The 15,483-nt window shown below is 70.6% G+C and carries 13 protein-coding genes and 1 pseudogene; 11 read left to right on the plus strand and 3 right to left on the minus strand.

Going from position 1 to position 15,483, the window contains the following annotated elements:
- A pseudogene (locus AB0M48_RS04340) lies at positions 1 to 348 on the plus strand (hypothetical protein); the annotation flags it as partial.
- 17 nt (positions 349 to 365) lie between these two features.
- Here the strand turns inward: AB0M48_RS04340 and AB0M48_RS04345 are convergent.
- Positions 366 to 1,454, minus strand: coding sequence for a helix-turn-helix domain-containing protein (locus AB0M48_RS04345; RefSeq protein ID WP_363835911.1), 1,089 nt, complete (start codon positions 1,452 to 1,454; stop codon positions 366 to 368).
- A 141-nt stretch (positions 1,455 to 1,595) separates the two neighbouring features.
- Between AB0M48_RS04345 and AB0M48_RS04350 the strand changes: the two genes are divergently transcribed.
- From AB0M48_RS04350 to AB0M48_RS04375, 6 genes are all read left to right on the plus strand, one after another.
- Positions 1,596 to 4,208: a type 2 lanthipeptide synthetase LanM family protein gene (locus AB0M48_RS04350; RefSeq protein WP_363835912.1), complete on the plus strand. Its 2,613-nt coding sequence runs from the start codon at positions 1,596 to 1,598 to the stop codon at positions 4,206 to 4,208.
- On the plus strand, positions 4,205 to 4,393 hold the full coding sequence (locus AB0M48_RS04355) for a hypothetical protein (RefSeq protein ID WP_319982908.1): 189 nt from the start codon (positions 4,205 to 4,207) through the stop codon (positions 4,391 to 4,393). Before AB0M48_RS04350 ends, AB0M48_RS04355 begins: the two co-directional genes overlap by 4 nt.
- A 69-nt stretch (positions 4,394 to 4,462) precedes the next feature.
- On the plus strand, positions 4,463 to 7,339 hold the full coding sequence (locus tag AB0M48_RS04360; protein WP_363835913.1) for an AAA family ATPase: 2,877 nt from the start codon (positions 4,463 to 4,465) through the stop codon (positions 7,337 to 7,339).
- Between the two features lie 236 nt (positions 7,340 to 7,575).
- Positions 7,576 to 8,550: an efflux RND transporter periplasmic adaptor subunit gene (locus AB0M48_RS04365; RefSeq protein WP_363835914.1), complete on the plus strand. Its 975-nt coding sequence runs from the start codon at positions 7,576 to 7,578 to the stop codon at positions 8,548 to 8,550.
- Positions 8,550 to 9,260 (plus strand): ABC transporter ATP-binding protein, encoded by a 711-nt coding sequence (locus AB0M48_RS04370; protein WP_363835916.1) that lies wholly within the window; start codon positions 8,550 to 8,552, stop codon positions 9,258 to 9,260. The genes AB0M48_RS04365 and AB0M48_RS04370 overlap by 1 nt, the downstream gene beginning before the upstream one ends.
- On the plus strand, positions 9,260 to 10,588 hold the full coding sequence (locus tag AB0M48_RS04375) for an ABC transporter permease (RefSeq protein WP_363835917.1): 1,329 nt from the start codon (positions 9,260 to 9,262) through the stop codon (positions 10,586 to 10,588). The genes AB0M48_RS04370 and AB0M48_RS04375 overlap by 1 nt, the downstream gene beginning before the upstream one ends.
- Before the next feature lie 230 nt (positions 10,589 to 10,818).
- Here AB0M48_RS04375 and AB0M48_RS04380 read toward each other — a convergent pair whose 3' ends face one another.
- Positions 10,819 to 11,604: an aldo/keto reductase gene (locus AB0M48_RS04380; protein ID WP_363836610.1), complete on the minus strand. Its 786-nt coding sequence runs from the start codon at positions 11,602 to 11,604 to the stop codon at positions 10,819 to 10,821.
- A 54-nt stretch (positions 11,605 to 11,658) separates the two neighbouring features.
- Positions 11,659 to 12,423, minus strand: coding sequence for an SDR family oxidoreductase (locus AB0M48_RS04385; RefSeq protein WP_363835918.1), 765 nt, complete (start codon positions 12,421 to 12,423; stop codon positions 11,659 to 11,661).
- Positions 12,424 to 12,506: 83 nt separating this feature from the next.
- Here AB0M48_RS04385 and AB0M48_RS04390 point away from each other — a divergent pair, with 83 nt between their 5' ends.
- The 4 genes from AB0M48_RS04390 (at position 12,507) to AB0M48_RS04405 (ending at position 15,376) form a co-directional block, all read left to right on the plus strand.
- Positions 12,507 to 12,944 (plus strand): MarR family transcriptional regulator, encoded by a 438-nt coding sequence (locus AB0M48_RS04390; RefSeq protein WP_363835919.1) that lies wholly within the window; start codon positions 12,507 to 12,509, stop codon positions 12,942 to 12,944.
- A gap of 22 nt (positions 12,945 to 12,966) precedes the next feature.
- Positions 12,967 to 14,058 (plus strand): acyl-CoA dehydrogenase family protein, encoded by a 1,092-nt coding sequence (locus AB0M48_RS04395; protein ID WP_363835920.1) that lies wholly within the window; start codon positions 12,967 to 12,969, stop codon positions 14,056 to 14,058.
- A 68-nt stretch (positions 14,059 to 14,126) separates the two neighbouring features.
- On the plus strand, positions 14,127 to 14,924 hold the full coding sequence (locus AB0M48_RS04400) for a thymidylate synthase (RefSeq protein WP_363835921.1): 798 nt from the start codon (positions 14,127 to 14,129) through the stop codon (positions 14,922 to 14,924).
- A complete protein-coding gene (locus AB0M48_RS04405) occupies positions 14,921 to 15,376 on the plus strand; it encodes a dihydrofolate reductase (RefSeq protein WP_363835922.1) in 456 nt (151 codons plus the stop codon). Before AB0M48_RS04400 ends, AB0M48_RS04405 begins: the two co-directional genes overlap by 4 nt.
- Positions 15,377 to 15,483: the final 107 nt, after the last annotated feature.

The following is a 15,483-nucleotide window of genomic DNA, read 5'->3' on the forward strand; positions in this document are numbered from 1 at the left end:
CGTGGATGAGAAGTCCCAGATCCAGGCGCTCAACCGCACCGCCCCGGTCCTGCCGATGCTGCCCGGCACGCCGCAGCGTGCGACGCACGACTACATCCGGCACGGCACCTCCAGCTTGTATGCCGCGCTGGACATCGCCACCGGCAAGGTCATCGGCCGGCTGCACGCACGGCACCGCGCGATCGAGTTCAAGAAATTCTTGATCGCCATCGACAAGGAGGTGCCCGCGGATCTGGCGGTGCATCTGGTGATGGACAACGTCTCCACGCTATCTGGACCAAGACCGCCGACCAGATCCTCGACTCCATCGCACGCTACTGCACACGAATTAACAACTCAGGACACTAGACGGGCCAGGTCAGGGCCTAGACGGGCCAGGTCAGGGCCACTCCTCCGGCGAGGTGTGGCCCTGCCACCGGTTCCAGCACCGCCGCGCGCACGAGGTTCAGCACCTCGTACCGGGATCCGGTGTGACGGACGAGCCCGCGCACGCACAGGTCCCTGACGTACGGGCTGTGCACGGGATCCTCCCCCTCGGCCATCCGCACCAGCAGCTCGCGCCCGTCGACGTCCAAAGTGGACAGCGAGCGGCGCAGCGAGTCGCGCAGGTGTGCCGACGTGGGGTCTAGCGGGTTGGACCGCAGCCGTTCGAGCAGGTGCTGCGGCGAGTAGACCATGAACCACCCGGCCGCGAACTCCAGCGCCGACGGCAGCCCGTCCAGTTCGTGGACGAGGCCCATGAGCGCGGCCTGGTTCGCCGGCTCCGGCCTGAACGCGGGCCGCACCCGGTGCACGTGCGTGAGCAGCAACCGCACCGCGGCGTCGTCGGCCAGCGCGCCCAGCGGGAACACCAGCTCGCCGGGCAGCTCGGTCGGCGCCAGTGCCGTGACGACGATCCGCAGCCGCGGATGCGCCTCCAGCAGGCACGGGTCGGGGCGGCGGTCGGTGACGAGGACGGTGTCCTGCTCGTCGTTGATCGACGGGACCGGCTGGGACGGGTGCCACAGCACGGACCAGCCGTGCCGGAAGTGCAGTTCGCCGGCGACCTCCAGGGCCAGCCGGGTCTTGCCGACGCCGCTGACGCCGGTGACGGTGACCAGCCGTTGCCCCGTGTGACCGGCGCCCGGCCGTCCCTCCGTCAGCGCCGCCGCGAGCGCCGCCGCCTCCGCCTCCCGCCCCACGATCAGCCCGCCGGGCCCGGCCGGTGCGGGCGGCGCCACCGTGGACCGGCCGGCGGCACGCCCTCCTGCCTGCTGCAGGTCCGCGCGGCTCTCCTCGTCGAGCCGCAGCCCGTCCGCGAGCAGGCGCACCGTCTCCGCCCGCGGTGAGCGGGTGCGGCCGCACTCCAGGTCGCGGATGGCCCGCACGCTCACCATCGCGAAGTCAGCCAGCTGTTGCTGGGTGAGGCCCGCGCCGATGCGGTGCGTGCGCAGCAGTTCTCCGAACTCCCTCATGCCCGTCCCCTCCTCGGACTTCGAGTCTCGGACCGATCGGGCGGCGAAACATGGGTGGCGAACCCCCATATTCACGTCCGCGCGCAAATCTGGGGGATTGGTCCCCATGTGCCGCTCGCCCGCGCGTGCGAGGTTGGCCCGGTGACCTCCGCGGCCGAGACCAGCACCGGTGAGAGCTGGACAGCGGCTTTCGCCCACGCCCTGCGCCCGCTGATCGACGCGTCCCGCACGGAGGTCGCGCCTCCGTTCGACGCGGCCTTCGCCGAGCAGCTGGGGCGCCGGCTCGTGGCGATCGCGGCACGCACGCTCGTGCTGGAGCTGCACGAGGCGCGCGACACGCTGACCAGCCCCACGAGCGCCGAGAGGTTCACCGAGTTCACGCGCACGCTGAACCTCTCGTCCGTCTTCAACCGCTACCCGGTGCTGGCCAGGTTGCTCGCGCAGGCCTGTGAGCAGGCGGTGTCGACGCACCACGAGCTGTCGTCGCGGTTCACCCGCGACCGGGCGAAGATCGTCCGGACGATCTTCGCGAACGAGGACCCCGGCGCGCTGATCTCCATCGAGATGGGGCAGGGGGACGCGCACCAGCAGGGCCGGACCGTCGCCGTCCTGACCTTCGAGTCCGGCCGGCGGCTCGTCTACCGGCCGCGACCGCTCGGGTTGCACGCGCGGTTCACCGAGCAGCTCGCCTGGCTTTCCACGCGAACGGGAATCGAGTTCCGGGCACCCGAGCTCCTCTCCCGCGACGGCTACGGGTGGATCGAGCACATCGCTCACGAGCCGTGCGCGGACGTGGCCGGGGTCGCCGACTTCTACCAGCGGCTGGGCGCGCTGCTCGCGCTGCTCTACGCGGTCGACGGCACCGACATGCACTACGAAAACCTCATCGCGTGCGGCGACCAGCCGGTCCTCGTGGACATCGAGACGCTGTTTCACCCCACGCTGACACCACCCGACGCGGACCCCGCCATGCTCGCGCTGGTGCGTTCGGTGCACCGCACGGCGCTGCTCCCCCACGTGCTGATGGGCGACAACGGGGTCGCGGACGTGTCCGGGGTCGGCGGCGACCACGGCGTGCTGTCGCCGTTGAACGCGGTCGACTGGGCCGACGCGGGCACCGACCGGATGCGGCTGGTCAGGCGTCCGAAAACGTCGCCGGGGGCGTCGAACAGGCCGCTGCTCGGCGGCATCCCCGCCGAGCCCGCCGACTACCAGGACTCGCTGCTGGCGGGGTTCCGCGCGGGCTACGACGCGATAGTGGCGCACAGGAACGAGCTGCTGCAGCTCGTCCGGAAGTGCGTCAACGAGGAAGTGCGGTTCGTGGCGCGCGCGACGCGGCAGTACGCGCGGTTGCTGGACGAGTCGACGCATCCGTCCGTGCTGGCCGACGCGCTGGACCGCGACCTGGCGTTCGGTGTGCTCGTGGCCGACGACCCGCTGCTCGACCGGCTGGTGCCGTTCGAGGTGTCCGACCTGTGGCGCGGTGACGTGCCGCTGTTCACGTGCCGGCCGGGGTCGACCGACCTGTGGACCGCGTCCGGGCTCCGGCTGCCGGGGATGCTGCCGGAGCCCGGACTGCACGCGGTGACGCGCAAGGTCATGGCGATGAGCGAGGTCGACCGGCACGACCAGCAGTGGGTGATCGCGGCGCTGCTGGCGTCGCGGCCGCGGCCGGTGTCGCACCACAGCGGCGTCGCGGTGCCCGGTCACGTCGCGCCGGTCGACCCGGATCCGGCCCGGCTGCTGGTCGCCGCGTGCGGGATCGCCGACCAGATCCTCGCGCACGCCGTCACCGGCGAGGACCGGGTCAACTGGCTCGGGCTCGAACTCATCGACGACCGGCACTGGTCGGTGCAGCCGCTCGGCGCCGGTCTCTCCAACGGCTACACGGGTGTGGCGCTGTTCCTCGCCGAACTGGGCGCGCTGACCGGTGCCGCGCGGTACGTCGACTTCGCGCGCGACGCGTTGCGGCCGTTGCCGGCGCTGCTGGAGATGTTCGCGTCGGAACCGGAGCTGGTCACGGCGGTCGGGGGCGGAATCCACGGCCTCGGCGGCATTTGTCACGGGCTGGCCCGCCTCACGCGACTGCTCGACCTCGACCCCGCGCTGCTCACCCAGGCCGTGCGGCTGATGCCCGAGGAAGATTCGTCGTTCACGGTCGTGGACGGCGTGGCCGGCTCTTTGGCCGCGATGCTGTCCGTGGGCACGCCTGAAGCGCTCGCGCTCGCCGACCGCTACGCCGCTGCCCTGCGTGGCGCCATCTGCCCCGCGGATGGTTTCGCCCGCGGCCATGCCGGAATCGGATGGGCGCTGAGGCGTTACGCGGCAACGGTTCAGGACGAAGTATCTGATGTGGCCGCACGGACGTTCCTGGAGAGTGACACCATCGACCCGACCGACACCGGCTGGTGCACGGGTCTGGCCGGTGTCGCGCTCGCCCGTGACGACGAGCGGCTGGCCGGTCTGCTGGCCTCCAGGGAACCGTTGCGGGACATGAGTCTCTGCCACGGCGAACTGGGCGTCGTCGAGGCACTGGCCGTCCACCACCCCAGCGCCGCGACCCGCCGCGTGGCGTTGTTGCTGGGCGCACTGGAGGAACACGGCGCGCGGTGCGCCACGCCGGGCGGTGTTCCCTCCCCCGGGCTGCTCACGGGCCTGGCCGGCATCGGCCACGGCCTGCTGCGGCACGGGTTCGCTATCCCGTCAGTCCTGCTACTGCAAGCATCACCTGACACAGAGGAGTCCACCCGATGAACGAGTCCCTGCACCGCACGGCCGACCAGCCCGAACCGGCCGAGCACGCGATCGGGGAGATGGAGCTCGCGCCGAAGACCGCCGTGGGTGCACGCGCCCGTGCGTTGATGGGCCTGACCATGGCGACGAGCGCGTTCGTGGCGCTCACGCCCGCCCTCTCGGACACCACGGTCAGCGTCGTGTAGGGACGCATTCGCCGGGAATACGCCTGGCAGGCGATAGGGCGAACCGCACAGGACCGTTAGGGTCCAGGCATGCAGACCCGAGCGCCCCAAGTGGTCGGCCGTGATCGCGAGATCACGGCCGTCACGGGGGCACTGGAGCGCACCCGCCAGTCCCGCGGTGGCGCCGTCTTCCTCACCGGCGAGGCGGGAATCGGCAAGTCGAGGCTCGCCCGGTACGCGGCGGGCCAGGCGTACGACGAGGGCATGCGGGTGCTCAGGGGCCGCGGCACGACGATCGGGCCGATGGTGCCGTTCCGGCCCATCGCGGAGGCCCTGCTGGGCCTGTTCCGAGGGGAACCGCCGGACGACTCCGCGCTCGGTCCGTACAAACCGGTGCTGGGCACGCTGATCCCGGAGTGGCACGACCACCGGTCCACGACGGAGTCGGTCGTCGTGCTGGCCGAGGCGGTGCTGCGGCTGCTCGTGTCCGTCGCGCGCAAGACGCCGTGCCTGCTCGTGCTCGAAGACCTGCACGAGGCGGACGCGGAGACGCTCGCGGTCGTGGAGTACCTGGCGGACAACCTGGAGGACCAGCCGGTTCTGCTGCTGGCCACGATCCGCACCGAACCCGGCCACGCGCTGGAGCTCGTGCACCGGATGGTGCAACGCGGCTCCGGCAGGCTGGTGGAGCTGCACCGGCTCTCGCAGGCCGAGGTCGGCCAGATGACGGCCGCCTGCCTGGACAGCGCGCGGATCCCGGCGGAACTCGTCGATCGCTTGTGGACGGACAGCGCCGGGAACCCGTTCGTCATCGAGGAACTGTTGCACGGCATGGTGAGCGGCGGCCTGCTGGTGGCGGGGGCCGACGGCTGGCAGGTGCTGGGCGAGCTCAAACTGCCCGTGCCGGCCGCGTTCGTGCGCAGTGTCGCGCACCGCACGGACAGGCTGGGGCCGCAGGGGCGTGAGGTGCTGTCCATCGCGGCGGTGCTGGGCCACCGGTTCCCGCTTTCGCTGGTGCAGAAGGTCACCGGCATCGACGACCGCGAGCTGCTCAGCCACCTGCACGCGGGAGTGGCCGCGCAACTGGTGACCCCGGACGAGCCCGCACCCGACTGGTACGCGTTCCGGCACCCGCTCACCGCGGACGCGTTGCTGGCCCAGCTGACCCCTGCCGACCGCGCCGCCCTGTCGTCGCGCACGGCCGACGCGGTCGAGGACCTGCATCCCGGCCTGCCCGGCGACTGGTGCCCGCTCGTCGCGAAGCTGCGGTTCGACGCCGGATCCCGGACGCAGGCGGGACTTCTGTTCGCCGAGGCGGGCAGGCGGGCGTTGGCGGGCGGGGCGGCGGAATCGGCCGTGACGCTGCTCGACCGCGCGCAAAGCCTGCTCACCGACGACGTCGTGGTCCGCGCCGAGGTCCTCGACATGCTGCTGCCGGCACTGGCCGAGACGGGCGAGTTCGAACGCGCCTTCGCCCTGGAGGTGAACGACCTCCACGGGCTGGACGCCTCGCTGCGCGCGAAGCTCCACACGCGACTGTCGCGCGTCGCCTACCTCGCCGGCTGGTTCACCGAAGGCGTGGAACAGGTGCGCATCGCGCGGACGTTGCTCGGCCCCGACGCACCGGACGAACTGGCCGCGCAGCTGGACGTCAACTCCGCGTACCTCACGCTGAACATCCCGAGCCCCGACCGGATCTCGTCCGCCGCGGGCCTCGCCCGGCAGGCGGCACTGGCGGCGGACCGGGCTCAACTACCGACGGTGGCGTGCGAGGCGTGGCAGCTGCTCGGCATCATCGCGCGCGAGCACGACATCGACGAGGCGAACGCCTGCTTCGGCAAGGCCCTCGCTCTCGCGGGCACGCACCACATGCCGATCCAGCACGTCTACGCGCTGGTCCGCTTGGCGGGCAACGAATGGCTGCAGCACGGCAGCACCGCGTCCCTCGGCCGGACGCACGCCGAGGCGTGCCGGGCGGGCGCGATCACGGTGGCGCACAACGTGGACGCGATCCTGGCGCTGCAGTCGGTGCTGACCGGCGACCACGCCGCGGCCGCCGGGGAGATCGAGCGGTGCCTGCGCACCACCACACGGCTGCGGTTCCACGCGCTCACCCGCTACCTGCTGATGACGAAGGCGGTGCTGGCCGGGCACAGGGGCAACCGCGCCGAGACCGAGGACGCCATCAGCGAGTTCGAGGCGGTCGCGAAGAACGGGGCGCAGGAGTACCCGTTGTGCTTCGGGCTCGCCCGCGCGTTCTGCGCGCTGCTGGAGGAGAACCACGCGCTGGCGATGACGGAGCTCGACCACGCGCTCGCGCTGGAATCGCAGAACCCCACGACGTTCCACCTGTCCGGCACGCACGGCATGCGGGTGCTGCTCGGCGTGCTCGACGGCCGGTTCGGCTGGCCGGACTACCACGCGCTGACGGCGGCGTCCGCGTCGGGAATGCGGTGGAACCGGCAGTTCACCGAACTGGCGCACGCCGTCCTCCTCGGCCGCGACGGCCGTTGCACCGAGGCCCTGGAAGCCTTCCAGCGCGCCCAGGAGGCCGCGGAACCGTATCCGCTGGCCCGTCACCTCGGCCGGCGGCTCGTCGCCCAGGAGGCGGCGGGGTGGGGCGATCCGGTGTCCTGGCTGCGTTCCGCCGAGGAGTACTTCCACCAGGCCACGATCCCGGCGGTGGCGTCGGCGTGCCGGGGCCTGTTGCGGCAGGCGGGAGCACCGGTGCAGCAACGGCGCAGCGGCACGGACCAGGTGCCGCGGCAGCTGCGCGGGCACGGCGTGACCGTCCGCGAGTTCGAGGTCTTCGTGCTGCTGGCTGACCGAATGGGCAACAAGGCGATCGGCACGCGGCTGCACATCTCGCCGCGCACGGTGGAAAAGCACGTCGCCTCGCTCATCGCGAAGACCGGCCAGCCCGACCGCGAAGCGCTTTCCGCGTACGCCGCGGCGCTCGGCCGTTGACGCCCTTCGCCCGTTCAGCCGAGCGTTCTACGCGTTCGACACCTCCGCGCTGACGGCGTTCGGGCCGCCATCAGGCCGAACGTAAGCGCTTTCCGCCCACGCCACCGGCGCTCGGACGTCGACGTTTCGATCTGAGCCGAAACGTCGATGGGCATCGGCCGAAAGACTGATGCAACCTCCGGCACGGATCAGGTGTCCTTATCGGTAGGTTGGTCGAAACGACATGGGGGACGTTCGTGCGCAAAATTGTTCTCGCGCCGCTGTGCGCGCTGGTCACGGTCGCCGTGACGGCGTGCAGTCCGTCAGGTCCGGAACAGACCAATCCGGAGCTGGCGCCGCGGGGCACGCCGATGACCAAGGTCAAGCCCACCAGGCAGGACCTGACCACCAAGCTCAGCATCTCCGGCAAGGTCGAGATGAACCCGACGTTCGGGCTCGTCGCGCCGGTCGCGGGGCAGGTGCGGTACTTCGACGTCCCGGCGCCCAACGGCACGCCGACGAAGCCCATCCGGGTCGCGACGGTGTGGAAGGACCAGCAGCCCAACTACGTGGAGGTCCCGGCGGGTTCCACGTTCAGCGGCCGGCTCGTCGACGACAAGGCGACGGTGACGGCGGGCATGCCGATCGCGTCGGCCAAGCACGTCGGCTACGCGATCGTCGGCGACATCGACGGCCAGCAGGCGTACAAGATCAACGGCGCGCTCACGGACGTCGTGGTGCAGATCAAGAACGGGCCCGGCCCGTTCCCGTGCGCCGTGCTCGGCACGATCGCCGCGCTGCCGCAGGGCACCGTCCCGGAGAAGCCGCCGGTCACGCCGGACACCAAGGACGAGAAGAAGGACCAGCCGCAGCCGCAACAGCCCCAGCAGCCGAGTCCCTCCACCGGCCTGCGCATCGTGTGCACCGCGCCCGCGGACGTGCAGATGATCAACGGCGCCACCGCGTCGATCGAGGTCACCACGGGCAAGTCGGCGCAGGCGCTGGTCGTTCCGGTCGAGGCCGTGGCGGGTCAGCAGGGCAAGGGCAAGGTCGACGTCATCCAGCCCGACGGCTCGCGCCGCACGATCGACGTGGCGCTGGGCCTGACCGACGGCAAGGTCATCGAGGTCAAGTCCGGTCTCACCGGCGACGAGGAACTCGGCGTACCGGGCCCGAACCTGCCAGAGGGCCAGCAGCAGGGCGGCGACCAGTCCAAGCCGACGGGACCGTGATGACGCAGTCCTTCGACCAACCCACGGTGCAGGTCCAGGCGCCGCTGCTCCAGCTCAACGGCATCACGAAAGTCCTGAAGGGGCAAGGGGAACCGCGCACCATCCTGTCCGGCGTCGACTTCACCGTCCACTCTGGACAGAGCGTGGCGATCCTCGGCCGCTCCGGTTCCGGCAAGTCGACGCTGCTGTCGCTGATCGGCCTGTTCGACCGTGCCGACGAGGGCCAGTACCTCCTGCACGGCAACGACATCACGAAGCTCCCCGAACGCAGGGCGGCGGCGTTGCGCAGCGCCGAGTTCGGGTTCGTGTTCCAGCGCTTCTTCCTGCTCAAGCACCTCACCGCGGCGCAGAACGTGGCGATGGCACTGGTGAACGGCCAGGGCTGGTCGGCGCGGCGCAAGCGCAAGCAGCTGGTGATGGAGGCGCTGGAGCAGGTCGGCATCGCGCACCTCGCGAAGTCCAAGCCCACCAGGCTTTCCGGCGGCGAGCAGCAGCGCGTGGCGATCGCCCGCGCACTCGTGCGGCAGCCGCGCATCATCCTCGCCGACGAACCCACGGGCGCTCTCGACACCGAGACCGGCAACCTCGTCGTCGAGGTGCTGCTCAACACGACCAGGCAGGGCTGCGGCCTCGTGCTGGTCACGCACGACCACGACCACGCCGCCAAGATGGGCCGCGTGATGGAGCTGCGCGACGGGCGGTTCAACTGATGCTTTCCGGCAAGTTCCGGTCCGCGCTGGTCATCGGCGGACAGGGCATCCGCGCCCGAAAACTGCGCACGTTCCTCTCGATGGTCTCGCTGTTCCTCGGCGTCCTCGCCATCGTGGCCGTGCAGGCGGGGTCCGAGATCGCCGAACGCGCGATGCTCACCGACGTCGAGCTCCAGTCCGGCAAGGACGGCACGATCATGGGCTACGTCCCCGGCGAGAAGGGCGCGCCGGGCATCGTCGAGTCGACGCTGAAGGGCCGCACCGACGCGGTCGCGATGATCAGCTCTCGTGCCATCATCGGCGAGCCGGGCGTGCGGCCGATCAACGAGGGCGGCGTGCCGTTCGAGTACGCGGGCAGGGGCGGCGACTACTCCGGCCCGATGGTCTACTGCGACGCCAACGGCACCTGCACCGAGCAGAAGCAGCAGGAGAAGAAGCCGGACGGCCAGGCGATCGAGGTCAGCATGGTCGCGCTGACCGGCGACATCCGCCCGTTCAAGCCGTTCCGCCCCGTCTCCGGCACCTGGCTGGACTTCGGCACCGCGCCGTCGCTGGCGCCGCGGATCGTGCTGAACGAGGAGGCCGCCAAGGGCCTCAAGCAGTACCGCGTCCCCGGCGAGATGATGATCGACGGCGCCACCCACCACGTGTCACCGCAGATCATCGGCGTCGTGCAGGACGGCTCCTCGCAACCGCGCGTCTACATGCGACTCGACGAGCTGCGCACGTGGATGCCGGCGGCCGCCTCGACCACCGAGGTGGACAAGTTCCGCGGCGGCGGCACCCAGCTGGAGCTCTACCTGCAGCCGGGCACGGAAGACCTGCAGCAGCTGATCAAGGCCAAGCTCACCGGCGCGGGCCTGGAGCAGAACCAGATGCACTTCCAGACGGTGAACTCCAAGGAGCGCATGGAGTCCCAGCTGAAGATCATGCGCCTGATCTTCCTCGGCATGGCGTTCCTGGTGCTGCTCATCGGCGTCGCGGGCATCCTGAACGTCGGCCTCGCCACCGTCGGCGAGCGCGTCGAGGAGTTCGCTCTGCGCCGCGCGGTCGGCATGTCCCGCATGCTGCTCGCGGGCATCGTGCTCGCGGAGACGTTGCTGACGGGCCTGCTGACCGCCGCGCTGGCCATCGGCGCGGGCGCTGGTGGGTTGCAGGTGGCGCTGATGATGTTCGGCAGCAGGTTCCCGTCGTTGCAGGGCACCGCTTTCCCCTGGGAGGCGGGTGTCGCGGGCGTGATCGCGGGTCTCGTCGCCGGTGTGCTCGGCGGGCTCATCCCGGCCATCCGGGCGGCGCGGATCCCGATCGCCACAGTCATGCGGGCCTAAGTGCTGTGGCCGCCGGCCTTTGCCCCGTGTTTCGACGGTCAGACGGGTGCATCGCGGCGCCGGCTCCACGCCCTCATGTCGGGCACATGGGGGCGTGGGGCCGGTGTCGCGAGGTGCCCTGCTGAGCGCCGGAACACGCGGTGAAGGTCGGCGGCCACAGCACTTCCCAGGTCCGTTGCCGGCGAAGCCCCGGACCGCTTGACGCGGGCCGGGGCTTCGTACTTTCCGAACTAGTTGAGCTCGTCCGGGTGCGGGCCGATGCGACCGTCGCGGTCCAAAGTGGACAGCAGCTCGATCTCGGCCTGCGGCAGCTCGAAGTCGAACACGTCGATGTTCTCCTGGATCCGGGACGGCGTCACGGACTTCGGGATGACGACGTTGCCGATCTGCAGGTGCCAGCGCAGCACGATCTGAGCGGCCGACTTGCCGTGCGCGAGCGCGATCTTCTGCACGACGGGGTCGCTGAGCAGCTCGCCGCCCTGGCCGAGCGGGGACCAGGCCTCGGTCGCGATGCCGTGCTCGGCGTGGAACGCGCGCAGTTCGCTCTGCTGGAAGTACGGGTGCAGCTCGATCTGGTTGACCGCGGGCGTGACACCGGTCTCGCCGATCAGCCGGCGCAGGTGCTCGGGCTGGAAGTTGGAGACGCCGATCGCGCGGACGCGGCCCTCCTTCTGCAGCTCGACGAACGCCTTCCAGGTGTCGACGTAGTCGTCGCGCGCCGGGGTCGGCCAGTGGATCAGGTAGAGGTCGAGGACGTCGAGGCCGAGCTTGCGCAGCGACTCGTCGAACGCGCGCTTCGTCGCGTCGTAGCCGTGGTCGTCGTTCCAGAGCTTGGTGGTGACGAAGACGTCGTCGCGGTCCAGGCCCGACTGGGCGATGGCCGCACCGGTGCCGGCCTCGTTGCCGTAGGCGGCCGCGGTGTCGATGCTGCGGTAACCGGCCTTCAGCGCCTCCGCGACGGCCGGGGTGGCCTCCGCGTCGGGCACCTGCCAGACGCCGAAACCGAGCTGGGGCATGGTGACGCCGTTGTTGAGCTTCACGGTGTTCAATGCGGATCCTTACGGTAGTGCTTACGGAATGAGCGTCGGGGCGGTGCCGCCGTCGACGCGCAGGGCGGCTCCGGTCGTCGCGGACGACAGGTCCGACGCGACGTAGGTGATGAGGTTCGCGACCTCGTGCGGGCGGATCAGGCGGCCCAGCAGCAACGTGGGGCGTTCGGTGCGGACGAACTCGGCCTCGCCGCCCTCGCCGACGCGGTCGCGGATGAACTCCTCCACGCCGGGCGTCAGCGTCGGGCCGGGCAGCACCGAGTTCACGGTGACGCCGGTGCCCTTGACCTCCTGGGCCATGCCGCGCGAGATCGCGATCTGCGCGGTCTTCGTCATGCCGTAGTGGACCATCTCGGTCGGCGTGAAGACGCCGGACTCGCTGCTCACGAAGATCACCCGGCCCCAGCCGCGCTCGACCATGCGCGGCGTGTAGTGCCGGGCCAGCCGGACGCCGGACATGATGTTGGTGTCGAAGTAGCGCTGCCACTCGGCGTCGTCGATCTCGAAGACCGGCTTCGCGCCATAGATCCCCAGGTTGTTGACCAGCACGTCCACGTCCGGCACCTGGCCGACCAGGTCGGCCGCGCCCTGGGCGGTCGCGAGGTCCGCCGCGACGCCGCGCACGTCACCGTTGGCGCTGAGCTTGCCGACGGCCTCGGCCACCCGCTCCTCGGTGCGGCCGGTGATGACGACGGTGGCACCCGCCTTGAGCAGGCCCTCCGCGGTGGCGAAGCCGATGCCCGCGGTGGAGCCCGTCACAACGGCCGTGCGTCCCGACAGATCCATGTCTCTCCCCGGTAGACTTGCTGAAGACGATTACAAGCGTACGCAATAGTTGCACACGCTGTCTATTCGAGGAGGGTTGAGCTATGTCACTGGACGACGACGCCGTCCAGGCGCGCGCGCAGGGCTGGCGCACGCTCGCGGCGTTGCACGCGCGCATCGAGGACCGTCTAGAGAGAGCGCTGCAGAAGGCACACGCTCTCTCGGTCAGCGAGTACACCGTTCTGGACGTCCTCAACCGCCAGGACGGGTTCCACCTCCGGATGAACCAGCTCTCCAACGCCGTGGTGCTCAGCCAGTCGGCCACGACGCGCCTGGTCACGCGCCTGGAGGACCGCGGCCTGCTCGCGCGCTACCTCTGCCCGACCGACCGGCGCGGCATCTACACCGAGGTCACCGAGAAGGGCCACGAGCTGCTCGCGCTCGCCCGTCCCACGCACGACCAGGTGCTCACCGACTCCCTCGAGGAAGCTTCCGGCGCTCCTGAGCTGAAGCCACTCGTTGAGGCGCTCGCCAAGCTGTAGCCGCTGGAGCAAGATCGCGCGCATGGATCTCCACGCACTGATCCGCGCCGAGGCGCCGGTGGCCGAGCAGCAGCGCGCCCTCACCGAACCGGTGGTGGCCGCGCTCGTCGATCACGGCGTGCACCGCCTGATCGCCCCGAAGCGCTACGGCGGCGCCGAACTCGGTCTGCCCGAGTGGAGCCGCGAGATCCAGGAGCTGTCGCGCTCGGACGCCTCGACCGGCTGGACCGCGATGACCACCACCATCTCGTCGTCGCTGGCCTGGTACCTGCCGGTGGACGCCGCCGACGAGGTGTTCAGCGATCCGCGCGCGTTGATCGCGGGCACCGCGGCGCCGTTGGGCAAAGCCGTGGAGACCGACGGCGGCTACCGCGTGACCGGCCGTTGGGGCTGGGGCAGCGCCGTCACCCATGCGTCGTGGGTCATTGGTGGCACCTTCACGCCTGTCGGTCCGCGTCTCGCCGTGTATCCGCGCTCAGACGTGACGGTCCACGACACGTGGCACTCCGCCGGCCTGCGTGCGAGCAGTTCGCACGAGTTCTCTCTCACGGACGCCTTCCTGCCGTTCAGGCGCGCGGTGTGGCCGATCGGCATCACGCCCGGCATCGAGGGCCCGATCACCGTGTTCCCGTACTTCAGCTTCCTCGCCGCGGGCGTCGCGTCCGTGTGCCTGGGCGTGGCCCGCCGCGCGATCGACGAGATCGAGGCGCTGGCCACCGAGAAGACCCCGCAGTACGCGACGACCCGCCTCGCCGAGCAGACCGGCGTGCAGATCGAGCTCGCGCTGATCGAGGCCCGGCTGTCGTCCGCGACGGCGTTCCTGCACGACACGCTGAGCGTGGCCTGGGACCACGCGGTGAACGGTGAGGCCGCCCCGGACCCGGTGAAGGCACGGCTGCGGCTGGCCTGCTCGTTCGCCGCGGGCGAGGCCACCGACGTGACGCAGAAGGCGTTCGCGGCGGGCGGCGGCAGCTCGGTGTTCGAGTCGTCCGCCCTGCAACGCTGCCTGCGCGACGCGCACGTGGCCGCCCAGCACACGGTGGTGTCGCGCCGGATGCTGGAGACGTACTCGATGCTCAAGCTGGGACTCGGCCCGGACATGACGAGGTTCTGACCCTCGCGTCCGTGAGGAGGGACGGGCCGGAGCTGACGGCGTTCGACCGCTGGAGTTAGGGTGCGGGCATGCCCGACACGCAGTACGAAGACCTGCTCCGCCACGTGTTGAAGGAAGGCGTGCGCAAGGAGGACCGCACCGGCACCGGTACGCGGTCCATCTTCGGCCACCAGCTGCGCTACCCGCTCGCCGCGGGCTTTCCGCTGATCACGACCAAGCGCGTGCACTTCAAGTCGATCGCGTACGAGCTGCTGTGGTTCCTGCGCGGCGACAGCAACGTGAAGTGGCTGCAGGAGCACGGCGTGTCCATCTGGGACGAGTGGGCGTCGCCCGAAGGCGAGCTCGGCCCGGTCTACGGCGTGCAGTGGCGCTCGTGGCCCACCCCGGACGGCGGGCACGTCGACCAGATCGCCGAGGTGCTGAAGACGTTGCGGACGAACCCGGACTCGCGCCGGATCATCGTCTCCGCCTGGAACGTCGGCGAGATCGCGAACATGGCGCTACCGCCGTGCCACGCGTTCTTCCAGTTCTACGTGGCGGACGGCAAGCTCTCCTGCCAGCTCTACCAGCGCAGCGCGGACCTGTTCCTCGGCGTGCCGTTCAACATCGCCTCCTACGCGCTGCTGACCCACATGATCGCCGCGCAGACGGGCCTCGGCGTCGGCGACTTCATCTGGACCGGCGGCGACTGCCACATCTACGACAACCACGTCGAGCAGGTCGAACTGCAGCTCAGCCGTGAGGCGCGCGAGTTCCCCGCGCTGAGGATGGCTCCCGCGGCCTCGCTGTTCGACTACGCCTACGAGGACTTCACGATCGAGGGCTACGACCCGCATCCCGGCATCAAGGCTCCGGTGGCGGTGTGATCGGCCTGATCTGGGCGCAGGCCGCGAACGGCGTGATCGGCCGCGACAACGCCATCCCGTGGCGCATTCCCGAGGACATGAAGCACTTCCGGGAGATCACCGCGGGCTCGGCCGTCCTGATGGGACGCCGCACCTGGGAGTCGTTGCCGCCGCGCTTCCGCCCGCTGCCGGGCCGCCGCAACCTGGTGCTGTCGCGCACTGCCCAGGAGGGTGCGGAGACGTTCTCCTCGCTGGAGAAGGCGCTCGCGGACGTCACCGGCGACCTGTGGGTGATGGGCGGGTCTGCGGTGTACGCGGCGACGCTGCCGTTCGCCGACCGGGTCGAGGTGACGGAGATCCGCGAATCGTTCGATGGAGACACGTTCGCCCCCGCCGTGGACCGCTCGCCGGTCAGCGTCGGCGAGTGGCTGGAGTCGAGCAGCGGCCTGCACTACCGGTTCGTCAGCTACTAGGGCGTGTGCCGGGTGGCCCGGCGGGGAATTAGGGAACCGTCACAAGGGACACCCCCAAGCCCCCGGCGCCCAAAAGCCAATCCTGGGCCGAGACGCGCTGGGATCGG

The sequence above is a fragment of the Lentzea sp. NPDC051208 genome (assembly GCF_040682435.1).
Taxonomy (GTDB): Bacteria; Actinomycetota; Actinomycetes; order Mycobacteriales; family Pseudonocardiaceae; genus Lentzea; species Lentzea kristufekii.

Coding starts and splice junctions, on each gene's coding strand:
- AB0M48_RS04370 (WP_363835916.1), top strand. CDS start 8,550: ATGACGCAGTCCTTCGACCAACCCACGGTGCAGGTCCAGGCGCCGCTG.
- AB0M48_RS04355 (WP_319982908.1), top strand. CDS start 4,205: ATGAACGAGTCCCTGCACCGCACGGCCGACCAGCCCGAACCGGCCGAG.
- AB0M48_RS04345 (WP_363835911.1), bottom strand. CDS start 1,454: ATGAGGGAGTTCGGAGAACTGCTGCGCACGCACCGCATCGGCGCGGGC.
- AB0M48_RS04395 (WP_363835920.1), top strand. CDS start 12,967: ATGGATCTCCACGCACTGATCCGCGCCGAGGCGCCGGTGGCCGAGCAG.
- AB0M48_RS04390 (WP_363835919.1), top strand. CDS start 12,507: ATGTCACTGGACGACGACGCCGTCCAGGCGCGCGCGCAGGGCTGGCGC.
- AB0M48_RS04375 (WP_363835917.1), top strand. CDS start 9,260: ATGCTTTCCGGCAAGTTCCGGTCCGCGCTGGTCATCGGCGGACAGGGC.
- AB0M48_RS04360 (WP_363835913.1), top strand. CDS start 4,463: ATGCAGACCCGAGCGCCCCAAGTGGTCGGCCGTGATCGCGAGATCACG.
- AB0M48_RS04400 (WP_363835921.1), top strand. CDS start 14,127: ATGCCCGACACGCAGTACGAAGACCTGCTCCGCCACGTGTTGAAGGAA.
- AB0M48_RS04385 (WP_363835918.1), bottom strand. CDS start 12,423: ATGGATCTGTCGGGACGCACGGCCGTTGTGACGGGCTCCACCGCGGGC.
- AB0M48_RS04380 (WP_363836610.1), bottom strand. CDS start 11,604: ATGCCCCAGCTCGGTTTCGGCGTCTGGCAGGTGCCCGACGCGGAGGCC.